Raw genomic sequence first — 21,487 nt, forward strand, 5'->3', positions numbered from 1 at the left:
TTACTATTTGAGCGTATAGGCTCGTCGGACATAATAAATGATCGTGCCTAAAATAGATAGCCCTATGAAAATGAGGGGTGCTATTTTGCTCCTGACAAGTTCACCATTGGATGCGGAACGTATCCAGTCCCAAAGTGACCAGAACATAAAGATCATTACTACACACGCCAACATAGCCAGCATTTCGTGTGTATTGCGGATTTGCCGTTCCCGGTTTTCGGGCGTTAACGGAGTGGGCATGTTGTAATAATCTGGCGGAATTTGGCGAATTGACCAGAATATAACGAAAATAAAGGTAGCAAGTCCCGGCACAATGAACAGTTGCCCGCGACCACCCCAGCGATCCGGTTTTCCGGCCAGACCAAAATGAACCGGGATGGTTTCGGGCAGTTGGGCATAATACCCGATAATCAATACAACTTGACCGACGAGCAACAGCAAGGTCAGGGCGTTCAGCAGACGTTCCGTTCGTGGAACGGCGGTGGATAGCAGGGGTTTCATGTCAATTTAATTAAGGGGTATAAACGGTTGTTTCGACCGCATCCGGTTTGATCTGCCGAACCAGCCGGAAAAACCGGATTGGAAACAAAATAGCCGCCATCGTCAAACCGGCCAGCAAACCGATCCAGATCCCGATTGCGCCCAGGTTAAACCAGAAACCCAGCACATAACTCATCGGCAAACCGATGATCCAGTAAGCAAACAGGCTGATGATGGTTGGCGTGTTGACGTCCGACAAACCACGCAACATGCCGATTCCGACCACCTGAATGCCGTCGGACAGTTGGAAAAAACCGGCCATGATGACCAGCGAAGCCGCGATGGCGGCCACCTCGGCATGGTCCCGGATATACCAGCTTACCAGCCAGTCGTTGGCCGTCAGAAAAACCACCGCCGGTAGACCCATGAACACAAAAACCAGCCACAAAGCCGCTACCCCGGCCCGTCGCACGGCGGTCAGGTTGGAGCGACCCAGCGCACGGCTAACCCGAATGGAACCCGCAGCCGAAATCCCGGTGGCCATCATGTAAGTGATCGACGCCATGTTGATGGCGATCTGGTGCGCGGCCAGTTGGTCGGTTCCGAGCCAGCCCGCCATCATAGCAGCCAGCGAAAACGTCGCCACTTCAAAGAAAAACGTAAATCCGCCCGGCAGGCCCAGTTGCAGAATCTGACGAATGTGCCTGCTCACCCGCAGCTTCTGAAACGAGGGTGAGAAGTAAGCCTGAAACAGGCGGTTTCGCCGAATATAAAGAATGATCGCGGCTGCCATGAAGCTGCGCGAAAGCAGCGTTCCCAGCGCCGAACCCTGAACGCCCAGTGCCGGAAACGGGCCTACGCCCTTGATCAGAACATAATTGAGCAACGCATTCAGAAACAGGGCCAACAAAGTGATGATCAAGGCAATTCGCGGATACGAAAGACCGTCGCACAACTGCCGGGCGGCAATAAACAGAAACAGCGGAATGTTCGACAAACTGAGAATGAGCAGGAAGTTCCGGCCAATTTCGGTGACCTCCGGCGTCTGTCCAAACTGATCATAAAAGTAGGCCACACCGACACCGACCAGCCCTAACGCCAAACCCAGCCACAGGGCAACCCACAAACCCGCCCGAAACAACCGGTTGATCTCGGCGGCATCGTTACGCCCGCGAGCCTGCGACACCAGCGCAGCCACCACCGACAGGCCGCCAACGCCAATGCTCGATACCAGAAAAGACAGCGACACCGACAAACCCGCCCCCGCCAGCGGAATGGCACCCAACAACCGCCCAACGAACAGATCGTCGGTGACGCCCATCAACACCACACCCAACTGGGCAATCACAATCGGAATGCTCAGCCGGATGGTGTCGGCAAGTTCCGGTTTATACATCTGGTACCACTGCTTCATGCTTTCCCAACAGCAACTTTTCGATGCTTGTTCCGGTCGTCGACGCTCACGAAAGGATTAATGATGGTGCAAGACTTTTTTTGTTACTTTTGTCTAAACATACCATAGACGCCCCAATCGATTGAAAGAGTACGGCAGCAACATCCAAAAATTAGTCGAACATCTACAGACTATCGAAGACCGCGAAAAGCGCACCCGCTACGCGCACATCCTGGTAGAGCTTATGCGGCAAATCCATCCCAACATGCGGGATAATCAGGACTACTATAATAAATTGTGGGACGACCTCTACATCATGTCGGGCTTCAGGCTCGATGTGGACAGCCCCTACCCGCCCCCAACGGCGGATGTCCTGGGGAAGAAACCGCAACCCGTTCCGTATAATACCCACGGTTTGCGTTACAAGCACTACGGACAAAATATTAACCTCTTGATTGCCAAAGCCATTTCGCTGGAGGATTCTGAAGAACGCCTGGCCTTCGTTTCGTACATGGCCAAGTTGATGAAGACGTTTTATTCGACCTGGAACAAGGAGGCTGTGGAAGACGAGACGATTCTGACCAACCTCGACGAGATGGCGAACGGCAAGCTCCACGACGACATCATGTCGATCCGAACCAACGGTTTTGTCGATGCCACCCCGCGCGAACGGACGGGAGATCAACCGCCCCGCCGGACGCCCAGCGGCCCTTCGCACGGCCGAAACGAAGGATCGGGACAACCCTACAACCGAAACGAAACCTCAGGAAACCGCCAGAATAACCCGAATTTCTACCCCAACCAGGGACAGCGTGGCCACCGGGATGGTGGAGCCGGCGGCCGTGATAACCGCGATGGCGGACACCGGAACGACCGTTTCAGAGGTGGCAACAATCCTAACAACCGCAAAAGACGTTAACAGAGTTAAGAATTAAGAGTTAAGAGATATGAGTTAGCCGCTCGTGTGGCTGGCTGGTACGCTCTTAATTCTTAATTCTTAACTCTTAATTCTTAACTCCCTATATGGCTTCTTTCCGAATTGCCGGTGACCAACATTTGAAAGGCGAAATCAGCCCGCAGGGCGCTAAAAACGAAGCGCTCCAGATTCTGTGTGCGGTTTTGCTGACTGATCAGCCGGTTACCATTCATAATATTCCTGACATCCGTGACGTCAACAAATTGATCGAACTCCTGGGCGATCTGGGCGTTCAGGTCAAGCAGTTATCTCCGTCATCGTACCGTTTTCAGGCCGACCAGGTCGATATTTCCATCCTGGATACGGCCGACTACCGCGAAAAAGCTTCGGCCCTGCGTGGCTCGGTCATGCTGCTGGGTCCCATGCTGGGGCGTTTCAAAACCGGACGGATTCCGCGCCCCGGTGGTGACAAAATTGGCCGTCGGCGGCTGGATACGCACTTTCTGGGTTTTGAAAAACTGGGTGCCAAATTCAATTTCGACTCCGACGAAAGCGGCATGTACCATGTCGATGCCAGCCATTTGAAGGGCACCTACATGCTGCTGGACGAAGCCTCCGTCACCGGAACCGCCAATGTGGTGATGGCCGCCGTGCTGGCCGAAGGCACTACGACAATCTACAATGCCGCCTGCGAACCGTATTTGCAGCAACTGTGCTCGATGCTGAACCGCATGGGTGCCAAAATCAGCGGTATTTCTTCCAACCTGCTCACCATCGAGGGCGTCGACAAACTGGGCGGAACCGACCACACGATGTTGCCCGACATGATCGAAATTGGGTCTTTCATCGGTCTGGCTGCCATGACGCAGTCGGAAATAACGATCAAAAACTGCCAGATCCCGCAATTGGGCATCATTCCGGACGTCTTCAAACGATTGGGGATCAAGATGGAATTTCGGGGTGATGATATTTTCGTGCCGGCACAGGAACACTACCAGATCGAGAGTTTTCTGGATGGCGGGATGATGACGGTTTCTGATGCGCCCTGGCCCGGTTTCACGCCGGATCTGCTCAGCATTGTGCTCGTCACGGCCATTCAAGCGCAGGGAACGCTGCTCGTACACCAGAAGATGTTCGAGAGCCGGTTATTCTTTGTGGATAAACTCATTGAAATGGGTGCCCAGATGATTCTCTGCGATCCGCACCGGGCCACGGTGATTGGGCTGAACCGCCAGCAACAACTGAAAGGCATTCGGATGTCGTCACCCGACATCCGCGCGGGCGTTGCGCTGCTGATTGCCGCTCTCTCGGCCAAAGGCGAAAGCATTATCGATAACATCGAGCAAATCGACCGGGGGTATCAAAACATCGACGGGCGGCTCAACGCGATTGGAGCGAAAATCGAGCGATTGTAACATAACACGATTTCCTTGTAATTTTCAAAAAGCCGCCCCATTATGGGCGGCTTTTTGAATGTAAATGCTATTTATTTTGTATTCCTCGTGATAAGCGATAGTATTTTTTGATAAACGGTACGTACTATGTAGTAAAACGAACGTTATAGTTCATGAAGGGTGCGCGGCAGATCCTTCATCGTATTCCTAAAAACAACAGATCAATGAATCCTACCAGCGAACTTTACCAGCGGCTGAGCGCCCGCCGGAATGCCTTATTAGTGCATTACAGCCACAACGACACCCTCAAGAGCAGCGATCCGGCCACGTATCAGAAATACCAGGGGGAACTCCGGGATTTAAACCGAAAATTGAGGCTGATCCGGGGTCAGATGGAGGAGAATCCAACCCTGCACAACTAGGCTTTTCTGTACGTTTATTACGTTACCGGCATCAGGAGATTGATGTCCACTCATCAGTGTGCCCCTATGTGTAGGAAGCCTTCGGTTTGGGAGCCGAATCTTTCATGCTTTCCGGCTCCGAATCAGGCGTATCTTTGTTCAGATAAAACGTACGGTGACAACGCCGGCAACGGAAATACTTGAGTGGAAGATAATCATAAAGCCGGCGAACGTAGAGGGGCCTGTTCGTTCGTTCCAGATGCATGGCCGTGTGGCAGTGATTACACTCGCAGACTTTTTGGATGTTCAATACAATTACCAGCAGCAGGATGATGTAAAGTGCTGCCAGAACAAGGAGTGCGTAAAGTACCAGGATCATTTATTGTTCCGAACGATGTGGGTTAATGAATCTACAAAATTGAGTTACCTACGAATAGGAGACAATTTTAGTTGCGTCGAAGTGGCATAAAAAATATTTTTTTTTACTATACGGTCTCACTTATTGTTCAAATCACTCCGCTTTATACCTAACAATCAGGGCGTTAGTTTGTTCTAACTTTCGTTTTTGCCAATGCAAAGGACACACATCCTTTCCAATGTGTATCTTTGCGGCTTTCTTGAACAATCGGACAATGGCGAAATCGCCCAAATATTACGTCGTCTGGAAAGGGCGGCAAAAAGGAGTTTACGATACCTGGGAAGGCTGTCAGGAGCAGATTCAGAATTTTCCCGGCGCTCTTTACAAATCGTTTGAAAGCCGCACAGTGGCCGAAAAAGCGCTGGGTGAAAAACCGCATCTGCATTTACAGGGCAAAGGGCCCGGAACGGATGGCAAAAGCCAGAAGCTGTTTGTTGGTAAACCCATCGCCGACAGCATTGCCGTTGATGCGGCCTGGAACACCGCTACGGGCGATATGGAATACCAGGGCGTGCATGCCACCACGAAGCAACTCCTCTTCCACCAGGGCCCTCATCACGACGGGACCAACAACATTGGCGAATTTCTGGCCATTGTTCACGCCCTGGCCTGGTTGAAACAGCGCGACAGCAATCTGCCCATTTATTCCGATTCACGGACGGCCATTAGCTGGGTTCTGAAAAAGAAGGCCAACACCAAACTGGAAGAAACTCCCCGCAACGCCCACCTGTTCGAGCTGATCGACCGGGCCGAAAACTGGCTGAAAACCAACAACTTCCTCAACAAAATTCTAAAATGGGAAACCGAACACTGGGGCGAAAACCCCGCCGACTTTGGCCGGAAATGAATTTAATTAAAAATGAAAAGTTAAAAATTAAAAATAAGTCGCAAATGCGGCACAATGGCGCGTCCACCACTTTTAATTTTTAACTTTTCATTTTTAACTCATAACTCCCTTTGTTTCGCTTCAAACAATTCACCATTCACCAAGACCGGGCGGCCATGAAGGTCTGCACGGATTCGTGCGTGCTGGGAGCGTATGCGGAACTGGGAACCGGAGGGCGGTTGCTGGACATCGGAACGGGGACGGGTTTACTGGCACTCATGGCGGCTCAGCGAACTCCCACGGCCCGGATCAATGCGGTGGAAATAGATCAGGCGGCTTTCGGGCAAGCAACTGATAATGTGAGCGATAGCCCGTTTTCGGATCGGGTCCGGGTGATTCAGGGCCGGATTCAAACGTTTTCGGCCGAGCCGTATGACCGCATTCTGTGCAACCCACCTTTTTACACCAACCACCTACGCTCGCCCGATCAGGCCATCAACCGGGCGTTGCACAACGACGAACTGCCGTTTGAAGAGTTGATCACCAGCGTCGTCCGTCTGCTAAAACCGGAGGGCCAATTCTGGGTTTTGCTGCCGCCTTCCGAAATGCAACGACTGGTTGTGATTGCCGAAAAAGCCGGTTTGCATCCATATCAACAACTCGAAGTACGGCACAATGACACAAAACCGGTTTTTAGAACCATCGCCGGTTTCGTTTTCGACCGGTTTGCCCCTCCGAAAATCGAGCAATTATCCATTTTCAACCCGGATGGGAAGCTCTACACAGAATCATTCCGTCAGTTATTGCAACCTTTTTATCTGAATTTCTAAAATCCTTACGACCTTTGGTGAACCGATCCTAAACACCGGGCTTCGCGAAGTTGCGGAAACGTTTCCTGCCTGCGCTTCATTTCCGCCGTGTTTAGCCCGTATTTTTATGACTGATAAACGCCAACTTTCCATCGTTATCCCGCTTTACAACGAAGAAGAGTCGTTGCCCGAACTGCACGACTGGATTGTGCGGGTGATGACGGAGCAGGGATATTCGTACGAAATTCTGTTTGTCGACGACGGCAGCACTGACCGTTCGTGGGAGGTTGTCACCCGGCTTTCCGAACGCAACCCGCAGGTGCGGGGCATCCGGTTTACGCGGAATTACGGCAAAACGGCCGCGCTCCAGACCGGTTTTCAGGCAACAAACGGACAGGTGGTCATTACGCTGGATGCGGATTTGCAGGACAGTCCCGACGAAATCCCGGAATTGTACCGGATGATCACCGTCGATGGCTACGACCTGGTATCGGGCTGGAAACAGAAACGCTACGACCCGCTGACCAAAACCGTCCCGACGAAGTTCTTCAATGCCGTATCCCGCTGGGTGTCGGGTGTGTACCTGCATGATTTCAATTCCGGCATCAAAGCCTACCGCCAGGCAGTGGTGAAGTCGATGAATCTGTACGGTGAGATGCACCGAAATCTGCCGATTGTGGCCAAATGGAACGGTTTTCACAAGATTGGCGAAAAGGTCGTGCAGCATCAGGCGCGTAAATACGGAACGACTAAATTCGGACTCAACCGGTTCATCAACGGTTTTCTGGACTTGCTCGTTATCGCCTTTGTGCATAAATTCAGCCGTCGGCCGATGCACCTGTTCGGCAGCTTCGGAACCCTGTCCTTTTTTATCGGAACCGTCATTACGATTTACCTCATCAGCGAAAAGTTATATAACATTGCCAATCGCCTGAAATACCGCAATGTGACCGACAATCCGCTGTTTTTTCTGGCCTTGGTGGCAATTATCCTCGGCGTTCAGTTATTTTTGGCCGGTTTTTTGGGGGAAATGCTGGTACGGCAATCGGCCAACAAAACGGGGGATTATTTAATCGCCGATCAGGTTGGTGGCTGATTAGTTAACCATACCAACCATTTACAACCATAAAACCATTCTTAACCATACCAGCCATTTAGAATAAACCAACCGCATTTAGTTACTCGACTATAAAAAAGATGAACAATCAATTTAAAGCACATCCCTGGCATGGGATTCCAATCGGTGAAAACGCTCCGGAACAAGTGACGGCTTTCATTGAAATTGTACCAACCGACACGGTGAAGTATGAAGTTGACAAAGAAACGGGCTATCTAAAAATCGACCGCCCGCAGAAATATTCCAACATCGTTCCGGCGCTCTACGGATTTATTCCGATGACCTATTGCGACGAGCAGGTGGCCTCCCTCGCCCGCGAACGCTCCGGTCGTGAAATTGAAAAAGGCGATGGTGACCCCATCGACATCTGCGTGCTGAGCGAACACGCCATTACCCACGGAAACATCATTCTGCAAGCCATCCCCATCGGCGGTTTTCGCTTGCTGGACAAAGGAGAAGCCGACGACAAAATTATCGCCATCTTGAAAGGCGACGGGATGTATAAAGGCTACGAAGACCTGCATCAACTGCCCGACAGCGTGGTGCAGCGCCTGAAACACTACTTCCTGACGTACAAAAACTTACCCGGCGAACCGATGACGTGCGAAATCGTCAATGTCTACGGTCGGCAGGAAGCGCACGAAGTCATTCGCCGGTCGATCGAAGACTACTGGCTGCTGATCCGCAACCAGGCGAAATAACCGGAACGAATGAACGGAAACAGGAAGAAAAGCGGACTGGCTGACGGGCGGCTTTCCTCCCTTCCGTTCTGTTTTCCACTCTTCCTCAAATAGTCACATTCAACATAAAGTAAGGAGATGGGGAGCCGTCTCCTTTTTATTTTTGTTATGGATTTGGTGTGAATTTCAATCCGTTTCATGTACCTTATTGCTTTAGGTGTAAATACATGAAATAATGGTACCATTGGAAGAGCATTACGACGGACCGTCGCATGTCTCACATCGCTTGTCTTTTTTCTCGTTTCTAATTCATTACTTATCAGTCGTCAACCCAAAACATGCGTCAGTTTTTTAAATACGTTTTTGCAACCATCGTCGGTATACTGCTTTTCACCTTCGTGGCCTTCCTGATGGTGCTGGCAATCGGATCCGCTTTTTCTGCGGCCTCCGGCGATGAAGTATCGGTGAAGGAAAATTCCGTTTTGAAGCTCAACCTGAATAGCCCCATTCGTGAAATCGGCGTTGAAAACCCATTCGGCGGTTTTGGCCCCTTCAATTCATCCGGCGATGTGATTGGCCTGATCGACCTGAAACAGGCACTGGCCAACGCCAAACTCGATCCAAACATCAAAGGGGTTTATGTCCAAACCGAATACCCACAAACCGGCTGGGCATCGCTCGAAGAAATCCGGAATGCCCTCATTGACTTTAAAAAATCGAAGAAATTCGTCGTCGCCTATGGCGAGGTGATGACCGAAAAAGGTTACTACATCGCATCCGTAGCCGACAATATTTACCTGAACCCGGCCGGTGCCCTGGAGTGGAACGGTCTGGATGCCGAATACACGTTTTTCAAAGGCACCTTCGACAAGCTGGGCATCAAACCGGAAATTTTCCGGGTCGGCGAATTCAAAAGTGCCGTCGAACCCTTCATTCGGGAGGATATGAGTGAAGCCAATAAAGCGCAAACCACGTCCTTCCTGAACTCCCTCAATACGCATTTTCTGGCGAATGTCGCCCAAAGCCGGGGCTTGCAGGTTCCGGAATTGAAGAAACTGGCCGACGACCTCTCTATTCAAACCGCCGGAGATGCGCTGAGAGCCAAACTGGTGACAAAAGTGGCCTATTACGACGAAGTGGAGACCGACATCCGCAAGAGTCTGAAAATAGATGAAAAGAAGAAAATCGACTTCGTTACGCTGGGCAAATACGAAAACGCCAAGAAATACGTCGAAGAAGGAAACATTAAAAACCGCATTGCCGTCATCGTAACCGACGGTGAAATTGTGTCCGGAAAAGACGACGAAAACATTGCTTCCGACCGCGTGGCCGAGCAAATCCGGAAAGCGCGTCTGGACGAAAAAGTGAAAGCCATTGTGATTCGGGTCAACTCGCCGGGCGGCAGTGCGCTGGCGTCGGATGTGATGTGGCGCGAAATCGTGCTGGCCAATAAAGCCAAACCGGTGATTGCTTCGATGTCCGATTATGCGGCTTCGGGCGGGTATTACCTGGCGATGGGTGCCCGCCAGATTGTGGCCGAACCCAATACGATTACGGGCTCGATCGGTATTTTCGGGATGCTGTTCAACACCGAAGGATTCTTCAAGGATAAATTGGGCATCACCTACGACCGCGTGGTGACCAACACACACTCCGATTTTCCGTCTTTCACCCGCGAAATGACGCCTTTCGAAAAGAATGTGCTGCAACAAAGCGTCAACCGGGGCTACGAAATTTTCACCAGCAAAGCCGCTCAGGGCCGCAAGCTGTCGGTCGACAGCCTGAAAGCCCTGGCTTCGGGCCGGGTTTGGTCGGGCGTTCAGGCGAAAGCCAACGGGCTGGTCGACGAACTGGGCGGGCTGGACAGAGCCATTCAACTGGCCGCCAAAGCCGCTAAACTGGAAGCGGGTGACTACCGCGTCCGGTATACGCCGGAAAAGAAAAACGCCATTGAAGAACTGGTCAAATCTTTCACCGGCAGCGACGAAGAAACCATGCAGGCCACCCTCGGCGACCTGGCACCCTACGTCAAATACCTCAAAACCCTGAAACGGATGGAGGGGATTCAGGCCCGTCTGCCGTTTGGGCTGGATGTGAAATAACGACTACGCAGACCTGTCAGGTTTTAAAAACCTGACAGGTCTACATCGAAAACCGTCAATACTAGACCTGCCAGGTTTTAAAAACCTGGCAGGTCTTTTTGATAGTAAACACCTGCAACGTCTTTTTTGTATCTTACGAACGCATTGCTGCCACCTATGAAGACACTGACGGTTCACCTCGATTTGTTTGCTCTGATTATTCTGCTGGGAGTGGCCCAGGGAATTTTTCTCGGCATCTTTTTCCTGACGGGCGAACGGGGGCGGGTGGTTTCAAACCGGTGCATTGGCTGGTTTGTGCTGGGTTTGTCGGCCATCATTGCCGAAATTTTCCTGTGCTATACCAATTACATGTTCCAGGTGCTCTGGCTGATCGACTTTTCAGAACCGGTCAATTTTACGCTCGGCCCGCTATATTATTTCTTTGTTTTCGCCCGGCTCCACCAGCGGTTGCCGAAGCACTGGTTCTGGCATATGCTGCCCGCCATCATCTGGGCCATCAATTCCGTCACCTGGTTTTATCAACCCATTGAGTTTAAATACAACGCTTACCTCCATGCGTATCACCCCGAACTATCCTATATAGACAGTGACGAATACCTGCCGGAAGATTTCACGAACCTGCGCGATTACGTCAGTGAAATGACCATGCTGGGTTGCGCTATCTACGCTTTCTTTTCTTTCCTCGACATTCGCAAAGCGTTTCGTCAACGGGGTCTTTCGCTGTTCCAGCCAGCACCCAGCCAATTGGCCCAACTCCGAAACCTGATTCTCCTGAATTTATCTTTTCCCCTTCTGGCGGTTTTTATCAAACCCCAATTCTACGAGGATCTGGGCGATTATATCCTGGCCTGTTACCTCACCCTGCTCATTTATACCACCAGTTTTCTGGTGATGCGCGGATCCAACTTCTTCGTCGAAGAACCCGATCCGGAGCCTGAAGCTCCATCGCCCCGCAAAAAGTATGAAAAGTCGGCTCTATCGGAAGAGGTAGAAGAAGCGGTTTTGCAAAAATTGACGCGCTTGATGGAGGACGAAAAACCGTTTCTCCAAAGCGACCTTTCCCTTCCCAAACTGGCACAGCAGCTCGGAACCTCATCTCACCACCTTTCGCAACTGCTGAACGACCGGCGGGAGCAAAGTTTCTTCGATCTGCTGGCGACTTATCGGGTGCGTGAAGCGCAGCAATTGTTAAAGGATTCCGGCACGGCAAATCTCAAAATCGACGAGATTGCTGAGCGGGTAGGCTACAATTCCACCTCGGCTTTTCACACGGCTTTTAAGCGGCTGACGGGGCAGACACCGGCGCAATTTCGGGCCATAGCGACTTCGTCCCGGTCGGCGTGAACTTCTTGACGATCGGAAAACGGCGGTTTAGTGCCCGTAGACGGCCATCTTTGTCCCAGCCAATCAGCGATTAGATTTTCCGGTCAGTGCGCTGGCGTTGGCTTTATTCATCCAGATTAAACCGTCCATTTCGGAAGAAACCATCCCCATGAACTACCTCCTTTCAACGCTTCTCTTTCTTTACGCAGCCATTCCTGTCATCGGTCAAACGCCAACCAGCGGCTCGGTCGAATGGCCCGCTTACGGCAACGATCCCGGTGGCATGCGGTTTTCACCCCTGAAACAAATCAATACCGGCAACGTCAAACAGTTAACCGTGGCCTGGACTTTCCGAACCGGCGAACTGGAGCAATACAAAGGCACGAGTGCCGACGAAAAAGCGGCTTTTGAAGCGACGCCGTTGATGGTCGACGGAACGCTTTTCTTCAGCACACCCTCGTCGCGGGTTTTTGCCATCGATGCCGCCACCGGCCAGCAAAAATGGTCGTACGATCCGGAAGTCTATTTGCGGCAGGATTTGTCCGAAATTACGTCGCGTGGCGTGTCGGTCTGGCCCACGTCCAACGGTAAAACCGCTTCCGGTGCCGCCAAACGGATTTTGATTCCCACACTGGATGGTCGGCTCATTGCGCTGGATGCCAAAACCGGCAAGCCGGTTTCTTCGTTCGGAAAGGACGGAATCGTCGATCTGCGGCAGGGCGTCGGCAACATCAGCGTCACTTCGCCCCCCGCCGTTATCGGCAACACCATCGTTGTCGGGTCGTCGATGGGCGACAACCAGCGGTTTAATTACGAACGGGGCGTCGTTCGGGCCTACGATGCGCTCACCGGAAAATTACGCTGGAGTTGGGACCCCATTCCGCGTTCTAAAACCGATCCCGGTTTCGAGACCTGGAAAGGACCCAATGCCACCCAAACCGGTGCCGCCAACGCCTGGTCGGTCATCTCGGCGGATGCCGAACGGGATCTGGTGTTCATTCCTACCACCTCGCCCAGCCCGGATTATTACGGCGGAGAGCGGCTGGGCAAAAACGCCAACGCCAGTTCCATCGTCGCCATCCGCGCTTCCACCGGAAAAGTAGTGTGGAGTTATCAGACAGTTCACCACGACATCTGGGATTATGACAATGCGGCCCAGCCGTTGCTGTTTTCGTATGATCAGAATGGAAAACCGGTTCCGGCGGTGGCTGTCGGCACGAAGATGGGACACGTTTTCATCCTGCACCGGGAAACCGGTGTTCCGTTGCTGCCCGTTGAGGAACGGCGCGTTCCAGCGTCCGATATTGCGGGAGAAGAAGCGCATCCCACCCAGCCTTTTCCGGCGACGCTTCCCCTGCTGGGATTGCAAAAACCGGAAGCCTGGGGCCTGACACCCGACGCCAAAGCAGCCGCCCAACGCCGGATTGCCGCCCTGCGTTACGAAGGCCCTTTTACGCCCCCTTCGCTCAAAGGCACACTCGTTGCACCGGGCAATGTGGGCGGGATCAACTGGAGCGGGATGTGTTATGATCCCGAATCCGGTTTGCTGATCACCAATGTCAACCGACTGGCCGCGTCCATCACCTTGATTCCGAGAGCCCAATTGGCACAATCGGTCAAAAACGACCAGGAGCTGATGCGGGCCGAAACCGGTATGCAGTCCGGCACTCCCTACGTGATGAAACGCAGCTATCTGTTTGCCAAAACGGAAACCGGCTTAACGATGCAAACCGCTCCGCCCTGGGGAACCTTAGCGGCTATTAATCTCAAAAAAGGCACATTGGAATGGGAAGTACCACTGGGCTTCATGCTCGATCCGCGTCAGTTTCCCGAAGCAAAACAATGGGGTTCGATCAACTTTGGCGGGGCCATTGCCACGGCGGGCGGTCTCGTTTTCGTAGCGGCTTCAATGGACGGACATTTTCGGGCGTTTAAAACCAGCGACGGTAGCCTGCAATGGGAGGTTCCATTGCCCGCCGGTGGACAGGCCACGCCGATGACGTACCAGATCAATGGAAAGCAATATGTGGTCATTGCCGCCGGAGGCCACGGCAAGCTGGGAACGAAACTGGGTGATTATGTAGTGGCCTATCAATTGCCGTAAGTATGATTTATGGTACAATTTTAATGTCCGTTCAAAAAATGTGTAAATTCCCGGATTGTTAACGCATTTACACTATGCTATCTCCGGATGAATTGATCAAGTTATTATCTGATATGGAGTCCGACAGAATCGAACGGACCATCTCTACCCACAATACCGATAAATTTTGTGAAGCAGTTTGTGCTTTTTCCAACGATTTCCCAAATCACAAACTTCCTGGCTACCTAGTAATCGGCGTAGATGATAAAACAGGAAGAATAATAAATATTAACATAACAGACGAACTGCTGCGCAACTTAGCAGCAATACGGGACGATGGTAATGTGCTACCTAAACCGGCAATTACAATACAGAAGTATGATTTGTCAGCAGGAAGTGTTGTCGTTGTAGAAGTATTTCCAAGTTTCTTCCCGCCTGTTCGGTACAGAGGAAGAATATGGATTAGAAATGGTCCAAGAAAAGCCATTGCTACAGAAGCCGAAGAACGAATGTTAACTGAAAAACGGGCTACTAGTTTTCGCTCTTTTGACTCCAGTCCGGCCATCGGCAGCAGCCTGAATGATATCAATGTTGAAATTTTCAAATTAATTTATTTACCCAATGCCATTGACGCTGAAACATTGGCAGCTAATCACCGAGAATTAAAACAGCAACTAGGTTCGTTACGTTTATATGATGTTGTGCGCGACTGCCCGACACAAGCAGGAATTCTCTTGTTGGGGAACAACCCTAACTACTATATTCAAGGGGCCTATATCCAGTATGTTCGTTTTGCCGGAAACGGTCTGGATTCTGATGTCATAAATGAGCAAGTATTTTCAGGAGACTTGCTGACGACAATGAGAGAGTTGGACGCCTTTGTAAAAAACAATATTGAGAATCGGCCAATTAGCATTAGCTCTTTACAGGAGGAAATAGTTAGAGCATACCCATTCAGAGCTATTCGGGAACTGCTTAACAACGCCGTAATGCATAGGGATTATGAATCAAATGCCCCTATAAAATTTTATGAATTCAATGACCGAATTGAAATAACAAACCCAGGAGGCTTATACGGAGTTGCTAGACCAGAAAACTTCCCGCATCAAAATGACTATCGGAATCCGGTTATTGCAGAAGCATTAAAAATAATGGGATATGTAAATCGGTTTAATAGAGGCATTGCAACTGCTAAAAGTGAATTGTCAGCAAACGGGAACCCTGCTCCCGAGTTTCAGTATGACCAACCGATGTATTTTGGGGTTAAAATTTTCAAAAGGCCTACAATATGAAGATAATAACATTTTTCAATAATAAAGGTGGTGTAGGAAAAACTACCACTGTGTATCACATATCTTGGATGTTATCAGAATTGGGGCATCGGGTTTTAGCAGTTGATCTCGATCCTCAATCAAATTTGTCTTCTATGTTTTTAACGCAGGAACGCATGGAAGAAATTGTGCTGGAAGAGCGTAATGAAACGATTCTTGACGCAATCATACCAGTTAGTGAAGGAGAGCCTTACCAACCCGTTCATATTGAAACAATAACCCCTACTATTTCTTTGCTCATTGGCAATCTGGCCCTTTCTGCTTTTGAGGATAAGCTTAGTGATGCTTGGACCAAATGTTTAGCCGGAGACCTCTTTGGGTTCAAAGTAACTTCATTGTTTAAAAGCTTAATTGATGACGCATCACAGCAAGTTGGTGCCAATTTTGTCTTGATCGATGTTGGTCCTAACTTGGGAGCCATCAACCGGGCCGTACTCATTAGTACCGACTATGTAGTTTTGCCTGTAGCCTCTGACTTATTTTCACTACAAGGAATAAAAAATCTAGGAAAAACTTTAAGCGACTGGCATAATCAGTGGGAGAAACGTAAAAATGAATATCCTAAACCAGACAAAAGCCAGATTCCTGCAGGAAAAATGCTTCCCGTAGGCTACGTAATTTTACAATATAGTTCACGTGACAGTCGTCCGGTAAAGTCGTATATCCGCTGGGCTGACCGAATTCCTGAAGTATATCAAACGTTTGTGCTTAGAAATCAATCAAATGTGTTTCCTTCCTCCATTGAAGCTGATTTGAATGTAAACTGCCTAGCCATGCTAAAACACTATCGTAGTCTAGCACCTATGTCAATGGAAGCTCACAAACCAATGTTTTTACTAAAACCGGCTGACGGGGCTATAGGGGCTCATTATCAAGCTGTACAGAAATGTTATATGGATTTTAAGGATCTTACAAACAAAATCATTGAGAGAGTTAATGCGAACTAAAAATACGGCGAACATATTCTATTTTTTTTTCAATACAACGCAACCATTTACGCCCCTGACTCGTATATCCGGCACAGAAGCCTTTGGCTCGACCTACCTATGATAACGAAGCGCCAGGGGAACCGCTGATGTTACCGGCTCGCGTCATGAGGTTCTGACTGAACACACCCGGTCGTTTCGAATCGCTCGAAATGGCCGGGTGTTCTGTTTTTATAGAATTTTCACCGGATTTTTATGCTCATCGATGGCCACGAATGTGAACGAACCATGAACGGCCCGTTCCCGGTGATCGCTGTACATTTCCTCGACAAAAATATCGACATCGATCCGCAGACTGGTATTGCCCAGATGCGCCACCCGGCCGATGAGTTCAACAATCGTTCCGGCCGGAATGGGCTTGTTGAAATTGATTTTATCTGACGAAACCGTTACGACCCGTTTGCGGGTAAACCGGGTGGCGGTGATGAACGCAATTTCGTCCATCATTTGCATGGCCGTACCGCCAAAAAGGGTGTCGTAATGATTGGTGGTGTTGGGAAAAACCGCTTTAAAAACCCGGGTTTCGGCGAGTTGTATTTTTTCTTCGATTGACGTCATACTTTCAGATTAGGAGTAAAATTCAATGCGCATTCCGGAATTTCCCCAGCAATTCCTGATGCTTTTGTTGGTTATATTCCGTTCGTACTTCCTGCAAACACCTGGCACACAAACAAGTGGCAAACTGAGAACGAACGTAATCCCGCTGTTCGTCGCTCAACGGAACCGCCACGCACTGGCAGAGGGTAATGCTCCCCACCTTGCATTCAAAAGCCGCTCCGCAACGCGGACAACCGACGGTTTCGTGCTTTTTCGTTAGTGTTTCCATAGGTTTATAGCAACGGAAATGAAAAATATTAAAAAGTTTGGTTACACCCTCTCAATCACCAGATTCCGCGCCGTTTGGGCGGCTTGCACCATGTTTTTGAGTGCCTGTTCCGTTTCCGGCCACCGGCGGGTTTTCAGTCCACAATCCGGATTGACCCACAGATTCCGAACCGGCAACACATCGGCAGCTTTATGAAGCAACGCGATGATTTCTTCCGTGGTCGGCACGCGCGGGCTGTGGATGTCGTAGACGCCGGGGCCAATTTCGTTCGGATAATTGAATTGAACAAAAGCATCCAGCAATTCCATCTGCGACCGCGAGGTTTCAATCGTGATCACATCGGCATCCAGATCGGCAATCGACTGAATAATATCGTTGAATTCAGAATAGCACATGTGTGTGTGAATCTGGGTTTCGTTGCGCACACCCGACGCCGACACCCGGAACGCCTTCACGGCCCAATCCAGGTAGGTTTCCCAGTTTTCCCGGCGCAGCGGCAAGCCTTCCCGAATGGCTGGTTCGTCAATCTGAATAACCTGAATACCAGCCCGTTCCAGATCGACCACTTCATCCCGAATCGCGAAAGCGATCTGCATACACGTATCCCGGCGCGGCTGATCATCCCGGACAAACGACCATTGCAGAATCGTTACCGGGCCGGTCAGCATCCCTTTGACCGGTTTCCGGGTCAACGATTGCGCATATTCGGCCCAGCGAACGGTCATGGCCTCGGGGCGGTAAACGTCGCCGTAGATGATCGGTGGTTTGACGCAGCGCGAGCCGTAGCTCTGCACCCAGCCGTTCTGACTAAAGGCAAAACCGTCGAGCCATTCGCCGAAGTATTCGACCATGTCGTTGCGCTCAAATTCGCCGTGAACCAGCACATCCAGACCGATTTCTTCCTGCCAGCGGATGGCCTTTTCGGTTTCGACCCGAATGAACGCTTCGTATTGCTCCAGCGTCTTTTCGCCTTTTTTGAACTTCGCCCGGTTGATGCGAACATCGTCGGTTTGCGGAAATGAACCAATGGTCGTCGTTGGAAACAACGGCAGATTCAACCGCTCGTGCTGGATGCTTTGGCGCCGATGAAAGGGTGCGCCCCGGTGCGTATCTTTGTCGGTCAATTGACGCACCCGTTGCTGAACGTCCGGGCGGTTGATCAGCGCGGATTGTCGGCGCTCGGCCAGAACCGTCTCATTTTCAATCAGCCAGATCTTCGCCTGTTCGCTGTCGGGCTGAGCCGCAATCGTTGCCAGTTTAACCACTTCGCTCAGTTTCTGTTTGGCAAAAGCCAGCCATTGCTTGATTTCGGGCGTTAAACCGCTGGCTTCCGTTTCCGAAGCCAGATCGCAGGGCGTGTGCAACAGCGAACACGATGGAGCCACCCACACGCGGTTTTGGCCCAGGGCGTCAGTGGCTTTCTGAATCAGGCTGAGCGAACGGTTTAGGTCATTGATCCAGATGTTCCGGCCATCCACTACGCCCAGCGACAGGATAGTTTTGCGATCCACAAAATCCGTGTGCAGCAGGTCATCCAGTTGATTGGGGCAGCGAACCAGGTCGATGTGCAGCGCATCGACCGGCAATTGCGTTGCCAGAGGGAGGTTTTCGCCAAAACATTCGAAATACGAAGCGACCAGAAATTTCAGGTTTGGAAACCTTTCGCGCAAAAACCGGTAGGCCGTGGCGTAGGCTGTTTGTTGTTGCTCATCGGCATTCAGCACCAGACCCGGTTCGTCAAACTGAATCCATTCGGCACCCTGTGCCTCCAGACGGCTCAGAATCTGTTCATACACCGGCAGCAGTCGGTCGAGTAAATCCAGCCGGTGAAAACCGTCCTCTTTTTCTTTTCCCAGCAACAGATACGTTACCGGCCCCGGCAAAACCGGTTTGGGAATACGGCCCAACACGGTTTTGGCTTCCTCAAAATCCGTGAAGACTTTCCCGGAACGCAGCGAAAACGACTGTGCTTTGCTGAATTCGGGAACCAGATAATGATAGTTGGTATCGAACCACTTCGTCATTTCCAGGGCGATGAGATCCAGACCGTTCTGTTGATAGCCGCGGGCCATCGCAAAATAGAGATCCAGTTCGCGAACCCCGGGTTTTTCGGCGAGGGGCCGAAACCGTTCCGGGATGGCGTCGACGGTTAGCGACCAGTCCAGAATCTGATCGTAAAACGAGAAATCGTTGCACGGAATGAGCGAGATCCCGGCCTGTTGCTGGGTCAGCCAGTTGTCGCGCCGGATGCGCTGCCCGGCTTCGGCCAGTTGGTCATGCGTAATTTTTCCGGCCCAGTACTGTTCATTGGCCTTTTTGAGTTCGCGGTGGCTACCGATTCGTGGATAGCCGAGGTTGTGTGCGACCATTTGTGTGAGTTGGTTTATAAGGGTACAGAATTCTTTGCCGAACACCCTACACCCGCACGCTGTGGAAAACCAACACCCATGGCACACCTCACCCAGCCCCTGAAAGACAGGGAAATACGTAAAAGTCAGGAACTGATGGAAGTCCGGAAGCGTGTCGGTTTGATCAACATGGCTAAGGCAAGTCGCCTGCCCATCTTTCAAGGAAAAGCTGTGTCAAATACAATCGAACCCTCTGTACTAGATTAAAAATCTCAACAAAATTATATAATAAGACTAAATATCTACTAGTGAGGATTAAATTTAGAATAATAATCTATATTTGTAATCTTATTAGATATTTCTTCTTTTAACAAGTCATTTTTTACAAATAGAAGGAAATTATTCCGTGGAAAAACCAGATCAAATAGACCTACAGTTGCTCAAATTGTTGGGAGAAAATTCGAATGTGACCATTAAGGAATTGGCAGATCAGGTAAATCTGTCGCACACACCGGTTTTTGAAAGGGTAAAAAGACTGGAGTCGAATGGTTACATTAAAAAATACATCGCCATCATCGATGCGGAAAAGCTCCATTACGGGTTAATCGTTTTTTGTAATATCAAGCTTAAGCAGCACGATAGAAGTATTGGTCATGAGTTTGTAAGCGATATTCTTAGACTGGAAGAAGTCGTCGAATGCTACAATATTTCCGGGGATTTCGACTTTCTATTGAAAGTGTATGCGAAAGATATGAAACACTACCAGGATTTTGTATTCAATAAACTTGGTTCGGTGACAAGCATTGGAAGCACACACAGTACCTTTGTGATGTGTGAAAACAAAAACTCCTATAACGTTAATTTTTAGTCAGTAAATCCGATCACTCTCAACCGATTGACCGGAAAAACCCAAAACCCCATGCGATATATCCTGCCTTCAGGACTCCTGATGTTGGTACTCAGTAGCTGCGGTGACGGTTCCCGCCGGTCGGAAACAACGGAAAATGCGGCTGATTCGACGGTTACGTCTATCGATACCGTTTGCTACCGGCAGGTAGTGGGGCGCGATACCACGCTGCTGCGGCTAGTCATTCAGGGCGCCGAAGTAACCGGCGAGCTGGCCATTTTGCCTTATGAAAAAGACCGGGCGCGGGGTCCGTTGAAGGGAACGTTAACGAAGAATCAAATCCGGGCCGACTGGCAGCGTTCGGGTGAAGGCGTAACGCAACCACACGAAATCACCTTCACGCTCACCGGCGATGCCATTACCTGGCACGAAGGCGAGCGTGTTGAAACAGAAGGACGGTGGGTGTTGATAAAACCGGAAGGCGGTTTCAGGTATACGTTACTGAAGACAGAATGCCGGTAGATTATTCCAGCCCCAAATCCGTCAGGATTTTTTGCGTTTTAGCGTCGTAACTCTCCACGGTTTTCAATTCGATGGCAAAGGAGTTGTTTTTCCCAAATGAACTCGCATCGATGATTTTGGAAACCCGGTAATCCAGTTGTTCAGGCTTAAACCGAACGTTAAACAACGGCTTCGGTTTGTTGGGATACTGACTGTGGTAGAGCAGTTGTTTCATCGCAAGCGGGCGTTTGTCGGGTGCTACCGACTCCAGCAAATCACCGAGTTCGCTCCTCATTTGCTCATACCATTCGGCTACCACTTCGGTCGGTAATTCAGCTTCCCACTGCGAAATGTGTTGCCATTCTCTCAGCACACCCACCACTAATTTTTTAGCCGACCCTTTGCCATTTTCAGCAAAACGGAGGGTATACAACAGAATGGGAATTTCCAGATTCTGCTCCGGCCCCAACCCTTCAATGTAGGCATACTGATACCCTTCGTACGAATGCCGTTCGTTTCGGAACCACTCTTCAATGCCAAAGCCGTAGGTCGCTTCAAAAGCCGTCCGGCTTGAGGTGGCATTATCAGACTTATAATTAGGGCCGGATGGTTCTTTGTAGCCCCTATTATTATTCGTTAAACGAGCAAGATAAAACATACTATTAGGTTTTGATACTATGTAAATTTGTATTTTCGTTTAAATCAA

22 protein-coding genes are annotated in these 21,487 nt (G+C 50.3%); 15 read left to right on the plus strand and 7 right to left on the minus strand.

The window, feature by feature from the left end; translation table 11 throughout:
* Nucleotides 1–3 precede the first annotated feature (3 nt).
* Together DUE52_RS27890 and DUE52_RS27895 are read right to left on the minus strand one after the other, a co-directional pair.
* On the minus strand, nucleotides 4–501 hold the full coding sequence (locus tag DUE52_RS27890) for a DUF1648 domain-containing protein (RefSeq protein WP_114409381.1): 498 nt from the start codon (nucleotides 499–501) through the stop codon (nucleotides 4–6).
* A gap of 10 nt (nucleotides 502–511) precedes the next feature.
* Nucleotides 512–1,894, minus strand: a complete 1,383-nt coding sequence (locus tag DUE52_RS27895) for an MATE family efflux transporter (RefSeq protein WP_114409382.1) — start codon at nucleotides 1,892–1,894, stop codon at nucleotides 512–514.
* Nucleotides 1,895–2,015: 121 nt separating this feature from the next.
* Here DUE52_RS27895 and DUE52_RS27900 point away from each other — a divergent pair, with 121 nt between their 5' ends.
* The 3 genes from DUE52_RS27900 (at nucleotide 2,016) to DUE52_RS27910 (ending at nucleotide 4,605) form a co-directional block, all read left to right on the plus strand.
* Nucleotides 2,016–2,792 (plus strand): DUF4290 domain-containing protein, encoded by a 777-nt coding sequence (locus DUE52_RS27900; protein WP_114409383.1) that lies wholly within the window; start codon nucleotides 2,016–2,018, stop codon nucleotides 2,790–2,792.
* A gap of 104 nt (nucleotides 2,793–2,896) precedes the next feature.
* On the plus strand, nucleotides 2,897–4,204 hold the full coding sequence (gene murA / locus DUE52_RS27905) for a UDP-N-acetylglucosamine 1-carboxyvinyltransferase (RefSeq protein WP_114409384.1): 1,308 nt from the start codon (nucleotides 2,897–2,899) through the stop codon (nucleotides 4,202–4,204).
* 203 nt (nucleotides 4,205–4,407) lie between these two features.
* Nucleotides 4,408–4,605, plus strand: coding sequence for a hypothetical protein (locus DUE52_RS27910; protein WP_114409385.1), 198 nt, complete (start codon nucleotides 4,408–4,410; stop codon nucleotides 4,603–4,605).
* A 64-nt stretch (nucleotides 4,606–4,669) separates the two neighbouring features.
* Here the strand turns inward: DUE52_RS27910 and DUE52_RS32225 are convergent, their stop codons facing one another.
* A complete protein-coding gene (locus DUE52_RS32225; RefSeq protein ID WP_133299967.1) occupies nucleotides 4,670–4,963 on the minus strand; it encodes a hypothetical protein in 294 nt (97 codons plus the stop codon).
* A gap of 253 nt (nucleotides 4,964–5,216) precedes the next feature.
* Here DUE52_RS32225 and DUE52_RS27920 point away from each other — a divergent pair, with 253 nt between their 5' ends.
* The 9 genes from DUE52_RS27920 (at nucleotide 5,217) to DUE52_RS27960 (ending at nucleotide 16,220) form a co-directional block, all read left to right on the plus strand.
* A complete protein-coding gene (locus DUE52_RS27920; RefSeq protein ID WP_114409387.1) occupies nucleotides 5,217–5,849 on the plus strand; it encodes a ribonuclease H1 domain-containing protein in 633 nt (210 codons plus the stop codon).
* Nucleotides 5,850–5,959: 110 nt separating this feature from the next.
* Nucleotides 5,960–6,658 carry a tRNA1(Val) (adenine(37)-N6)-methyltransferase gene (locus tag DUE52_RS27925; protein ID WP_114409388.1) on the plus strand — a complete coding sequence of 233 codons (699 nt, stop codon included), beginning with the start codon at nucleotides 5,960–5,962 and terminating at the stop codon, nucleotides 6,656–6,658.
* A 106-nt stretch (nucleotides 6,659–6,764) separates the two neighbouring features.
* Entirely contained in the window at nucleotides 6,765–7,733 is a 969-nt protein-coding gene (locus tag DUE52_RS27930) for a glycosyltransferase family 2 protein (RefSeq protein WP_114409389.1), read from the plus strand.
* A gap of 101 nt (nucleotides 7,734–7,834) precedes the next feature.
* Nucleotides 7,835–8,455, plus strand: a complete 621-nt coding sequence (locus tag DUE52_RS27935; protein WP_114409390.1) for an inorganic pyrophosphatase — start codon at nucleotides 7,835–7,837, stop codon at nucleotides 8,453–8,455.
* A 317-nt stretch (nucleotides 8,456–8,772) separates the two neighbouring features.
* Nucleotides 8,773–10,536: a signal peptide peptidase SppA gene (sppA, locus tag DUE52_RS27940; protein WP_114409391.1), complete on the plus strand. Its 1,764-nt coding sequence runs from the start codon at nucleotides 8,773–8,775 to the stop codon at nucleotides 10,534–10,536.
* Nucleotides 10,537–10,692: 156 nt separating this feature from the next.
* Complete coding sequence (locus DUE52_RS27945) at nucleotides 10,693–11,880, plus strand: helix-turn-helix transcriptional regulator (protein WP_114409392.1); 1,188 nt, start codon at nucleotides 10,693–10,695, stop codon at nucleotides 11,878–11,880.
* A gap of 148 nt (nucleotides 11,881–12,028) precedes the next feature.
* On the plus strand, nucleotides 12,029–13,963 hold the full coding sequence (locus tag DUE52_RS27950) for a pyrroloquinoline quinone-dependent dehydrogenase (protein WP_114409450.1): 1,935 nt from the start codon (nucleotides 12,029–12,031) through the stop codon (nucleotides 13,961–13,963).
* A 74-nt stretch (nucleotides 13,964–14,037) separates the two neighbouring features.
* On the plus strand, nucleotides 14,038–15,234 hold the full coding sequence (locus tag DUE52_RS27955) for an RNA/DNA-binding domain-containing protein (protein WP_114409393.1): 1,197 nt from the start codon (nucleotides 14,038–14,040) through the stop codon (nucleotides 15,232–15,234).
* Nucleotides 15,231–16,220, plus strand: coding sequence for a ParA family protein (locus tag DUE52_RS27960; protein ID WP_114409394.1), 990 nt, complete (start codon nucleotides 15,231–15,233; stop codon nucleotides 16,218–16,220). The genes DUE52_RS27955 and DUE52_RS27960 overlap by 4 nt, the downstream gene beginning before the upstream one ends.
* Before the next feature lie 210 nt (nucleotides 16,221–16,430).
* Here DUE52_RS27960 and DUE52_RS27965 read toward each other — a convergent pair whose 3' ends face one another.
* Genes DUE52_RS27965 through metE form a run of 3 tightly spaced genes read right to left on the minus strand, consistent with a single transcriptional unit; the run spans nucleotide 16,431 to nucleotide 19,454 of the window.
* A complete protein-coding gene (locus DUE52_RS27965; protein WP_114409395.1) occupies nucleotides 16,431–16,817 on the minus strand; it encodes an acyl-CoA thioesterase in 387 nt (128 codons plus the stop codon).
* Between the two features lie 22 nt (nucleotides 16,818–16,839).
* Nucleotides 16,840–17,085: a cysteine-rich CWC family protein gene (locus tag DUE52_RS27970; RefSeq protein WP_114409396.1), complete on the minus strand. Its 246-nt coding sequence runs from the start codon at nucleotides 17,083–17,085 to the stop codon at nucleotides 16,840–16,842.
* A 41-nt stretch (nucleotides 17,086–17,126) separates the two neighbouring features.
* Nucleotides 17,127–19,454 carry a 5-methyltetrahydropteroyltriglutamate--homocysteine S-methyltransferase gene (gene metE, locus DUE52_RS27975; RefSeq protein WP_114409397.1) on the minus strand — a complete coding sequence of 776 codons (2,328 nt, stop codon included), beginning with the start codon at nucleotides 19,452–19,454 and terminating at the stop codon, nucleotides 17,127–17,129.
* Nucleotides 19,455–19,532: 78 nt separating this feature from the next.
* Here metE and DUE52_RS32540 point away from each other — a divergent pair, with 78 nt between their 5' ends.
* The 3 genes from DUE52_RS32540 (at nucleotide 19,533) to DUE52_RS27985 (ending at nucleotide 20,802) form a co-directional block, all read left to right on the plus strand.
* Nucleotides 19,533–19,700 (plus strand): hypothetical protein, encoded by a 168-nt coding sequence (locus tag DUE52_RS32540; protein WP_165841051.1) that lies wholly within the window; start codon nucleotides 19,533–19,535, stop codon nucleotides 19,698–19,700.
* Between the two features lie 139 nt (nucleotides 19,701–19,839).
* Entirely contained in the window at nucleotides 19,840–20,301 is a 462-nt protein-coding gene (locus tag DUE52_RS27980) for an Lrp/AsnC family transcriptional regulator (protein ID WP_114409398.1), read from the plus strand.
* A 51-nt stretch (nucleotides 20,302–20,352) separates the two neighbouring features.
* Nucleotides 20,353–20,802 carry a hypothetical protein gene (locus tag DUE52_RS27985; protein ID WP_114409451.1) on the plus strand — a complete coding sequence of 150 codons (450 nt, stop codon included), beginning with the start codon at nucleotides 20,353–20,355 and terminating at the stop codon, nucleotides 20,800–20,802.
* A gap of 1 nt (nucleotide 20,803) precedes the next feature.
* Here DUE52_RS27985 and DUE52_RS27990 read toward each other — a convergent pair whose 3' ends face one another.
* Nucleotides 20,804–21,439, minus strand: coding sequence for a hypothetical protein (locus tag DUE52_RS27990; protein ID WP_114409399.1), 636 nt, complete (start codon nucleotides 21,437–21,439; stop codon nucleotides 20,804–20,806).
* Nucleotides 21,440–21,487 lie beyond the last annotated feature (48 nt).

The organism is Larkinella punicea, from assembly GCF_003334855.1.
Lineage (GTDB): Bacteria > Bacteroidota > Bacteroidia > Cytophagales > Spirosomataceae > Larkinella > Larkinella punicea.

What these genes read in the sequence shown, in the direction of transcription:
- DUE52_RS27955 (WP_114409393.1), top strand. Translation starts at nt 14,038, where the DNA reads ATGCTATCTCCGGATGAATTGATCAAGTTATTATCTGATATGGAGTCC.
- DUE52_RS27895 (WP_114409382.1), bottom strand. Translation starts at nt 1,894, where the DNA reads ATGAAGCAGTGGTACCAGATGTATAAACCGGAACTTGCCGACACCATC.
- DUE52_RS27985 (WP_114409451.1), top strand. Translation starts at nt 20,353, where the DNA reads ATGCGATATATCCTGCCTTCAGGACTCCTGATGTTGGTACTCAGTAGC.
- murA (WP_114409384.1), top strand. Translation starts at nt 2,897, where the DNA reads ATGGCTTCTTTCCGAATTGCCGGTGACCAACATTTGAAAGGCGAAATC.
- DUE52_RS27890 (WP_114409381.1), bottom strand. Translation starts at nt 501, where the DNA reads ATGAAACCCCTGCTATCCACCGCCGTTCCACGAACGGAACGTCTGCTG.
- DUE52_RS27965 (WP_114409395.1), bottom strand. Translation starts at nt 16,817, where the DNA reads ATGACGTCAATCGAAGAAAAAATACAACTCGCCGAAACCCGGGTTTTT.
- DUE52_RS27945 (WP_114409392.1), top strand. Translation starts at nt 10,693, where the DNA reads ATGAAGACACTGACGGTTCACCTCGATTTGTTTGCTCTGATTATTCTG.
- DUE52_RS27935 (WP_114409390.1), top strand. Translation starts at nt 7,835, where the DNA reads ATGAACAATCAATTTAAAGCACATCCCTGGCATGGGATTCCAATCGGT.
- DUE52_RS27960 (WP_114409394.1), top strand. Translation starts at nt 15,231, where the DNA reads ATGAAGATAATAACATTTTTCAATAATAAAGGTGGTGTAGGAAAAACT.
- DUE52_RS27970 (WP_114409396.1), bottom strand. Translation starts at nt 17,085, where the DNA reads ATGGAAACACTAACGAAAAAGCACGAAACCGTCGGTTGTCCGCGTTGC.
- DUE52_RS27990 (WP_114409399.1), bottom strand. Translation starts at nt 21,439, where the DNA reads ATGTTTTATCTTGCTCGTTTAACGAATAATAATAGGGGCTACAAAGAA.
- DUE52_RS27910 (WP_114409385.1), top strand. Translation starts at nt 4,408, where the DNA reads ATGAATCCTACCAGCGAACTTTACCAGCGGCTGAGCGCCCGCCGGAAT.
- DUE52_RS27920 (WP_114409387.1), top strand. Translation starts at nt 5,217, where the DNA reads ATGGCGAAATCGCCCAAATATTACGTCGTCTGGAAAGGGCGGCAAAAA.
- DUE52_RS27950 (WP_114409450.1), top strand. Translation starts at nt 12,029, where the DNA reads ATGAACTACCTCCTTTCAACGCTTCTCTTTCTTTACGCAGCCATTCCT.
- metE (WP_114409397.1), bottom strand. Translation starts at nt 19,454, where the DNA reads ATGGTCGCACACAACCTCGGCTATCCACGAATCGGTAGCCACCGCGAA.
- DUE52_RS32225 (WP_133299967.1), bottom strand. Translation starts at nt 4,963, where the DNA reads ATGATCCTGGTACTTTACGCACTCCTTGTTCTGGCAGCACTTTACATC.
- DUE52_RS27930 (WP_114409389.1), top strand. Translation starts at nt 6,765, where the DNA reads ATGACTGATAAACGCCAACTTTCCATCGTTATCCCGCTTTACAACGAA.
- DUE52_RS32540 (WP_165841051.1), top strand. Translation starts at nt 19,533, where the DNA reads ATGGCACACCTCACCCAGCCCCTGAAAGACAGGGAAATACGTAAAAGT.
- sppA (WP_114409391.1), top strand. Translation starts at nt 8,773, where the DNA reads ATGCGTCAGTTTTTTAAATACGTTTTTGCAACCATCGTCGGTATACTG.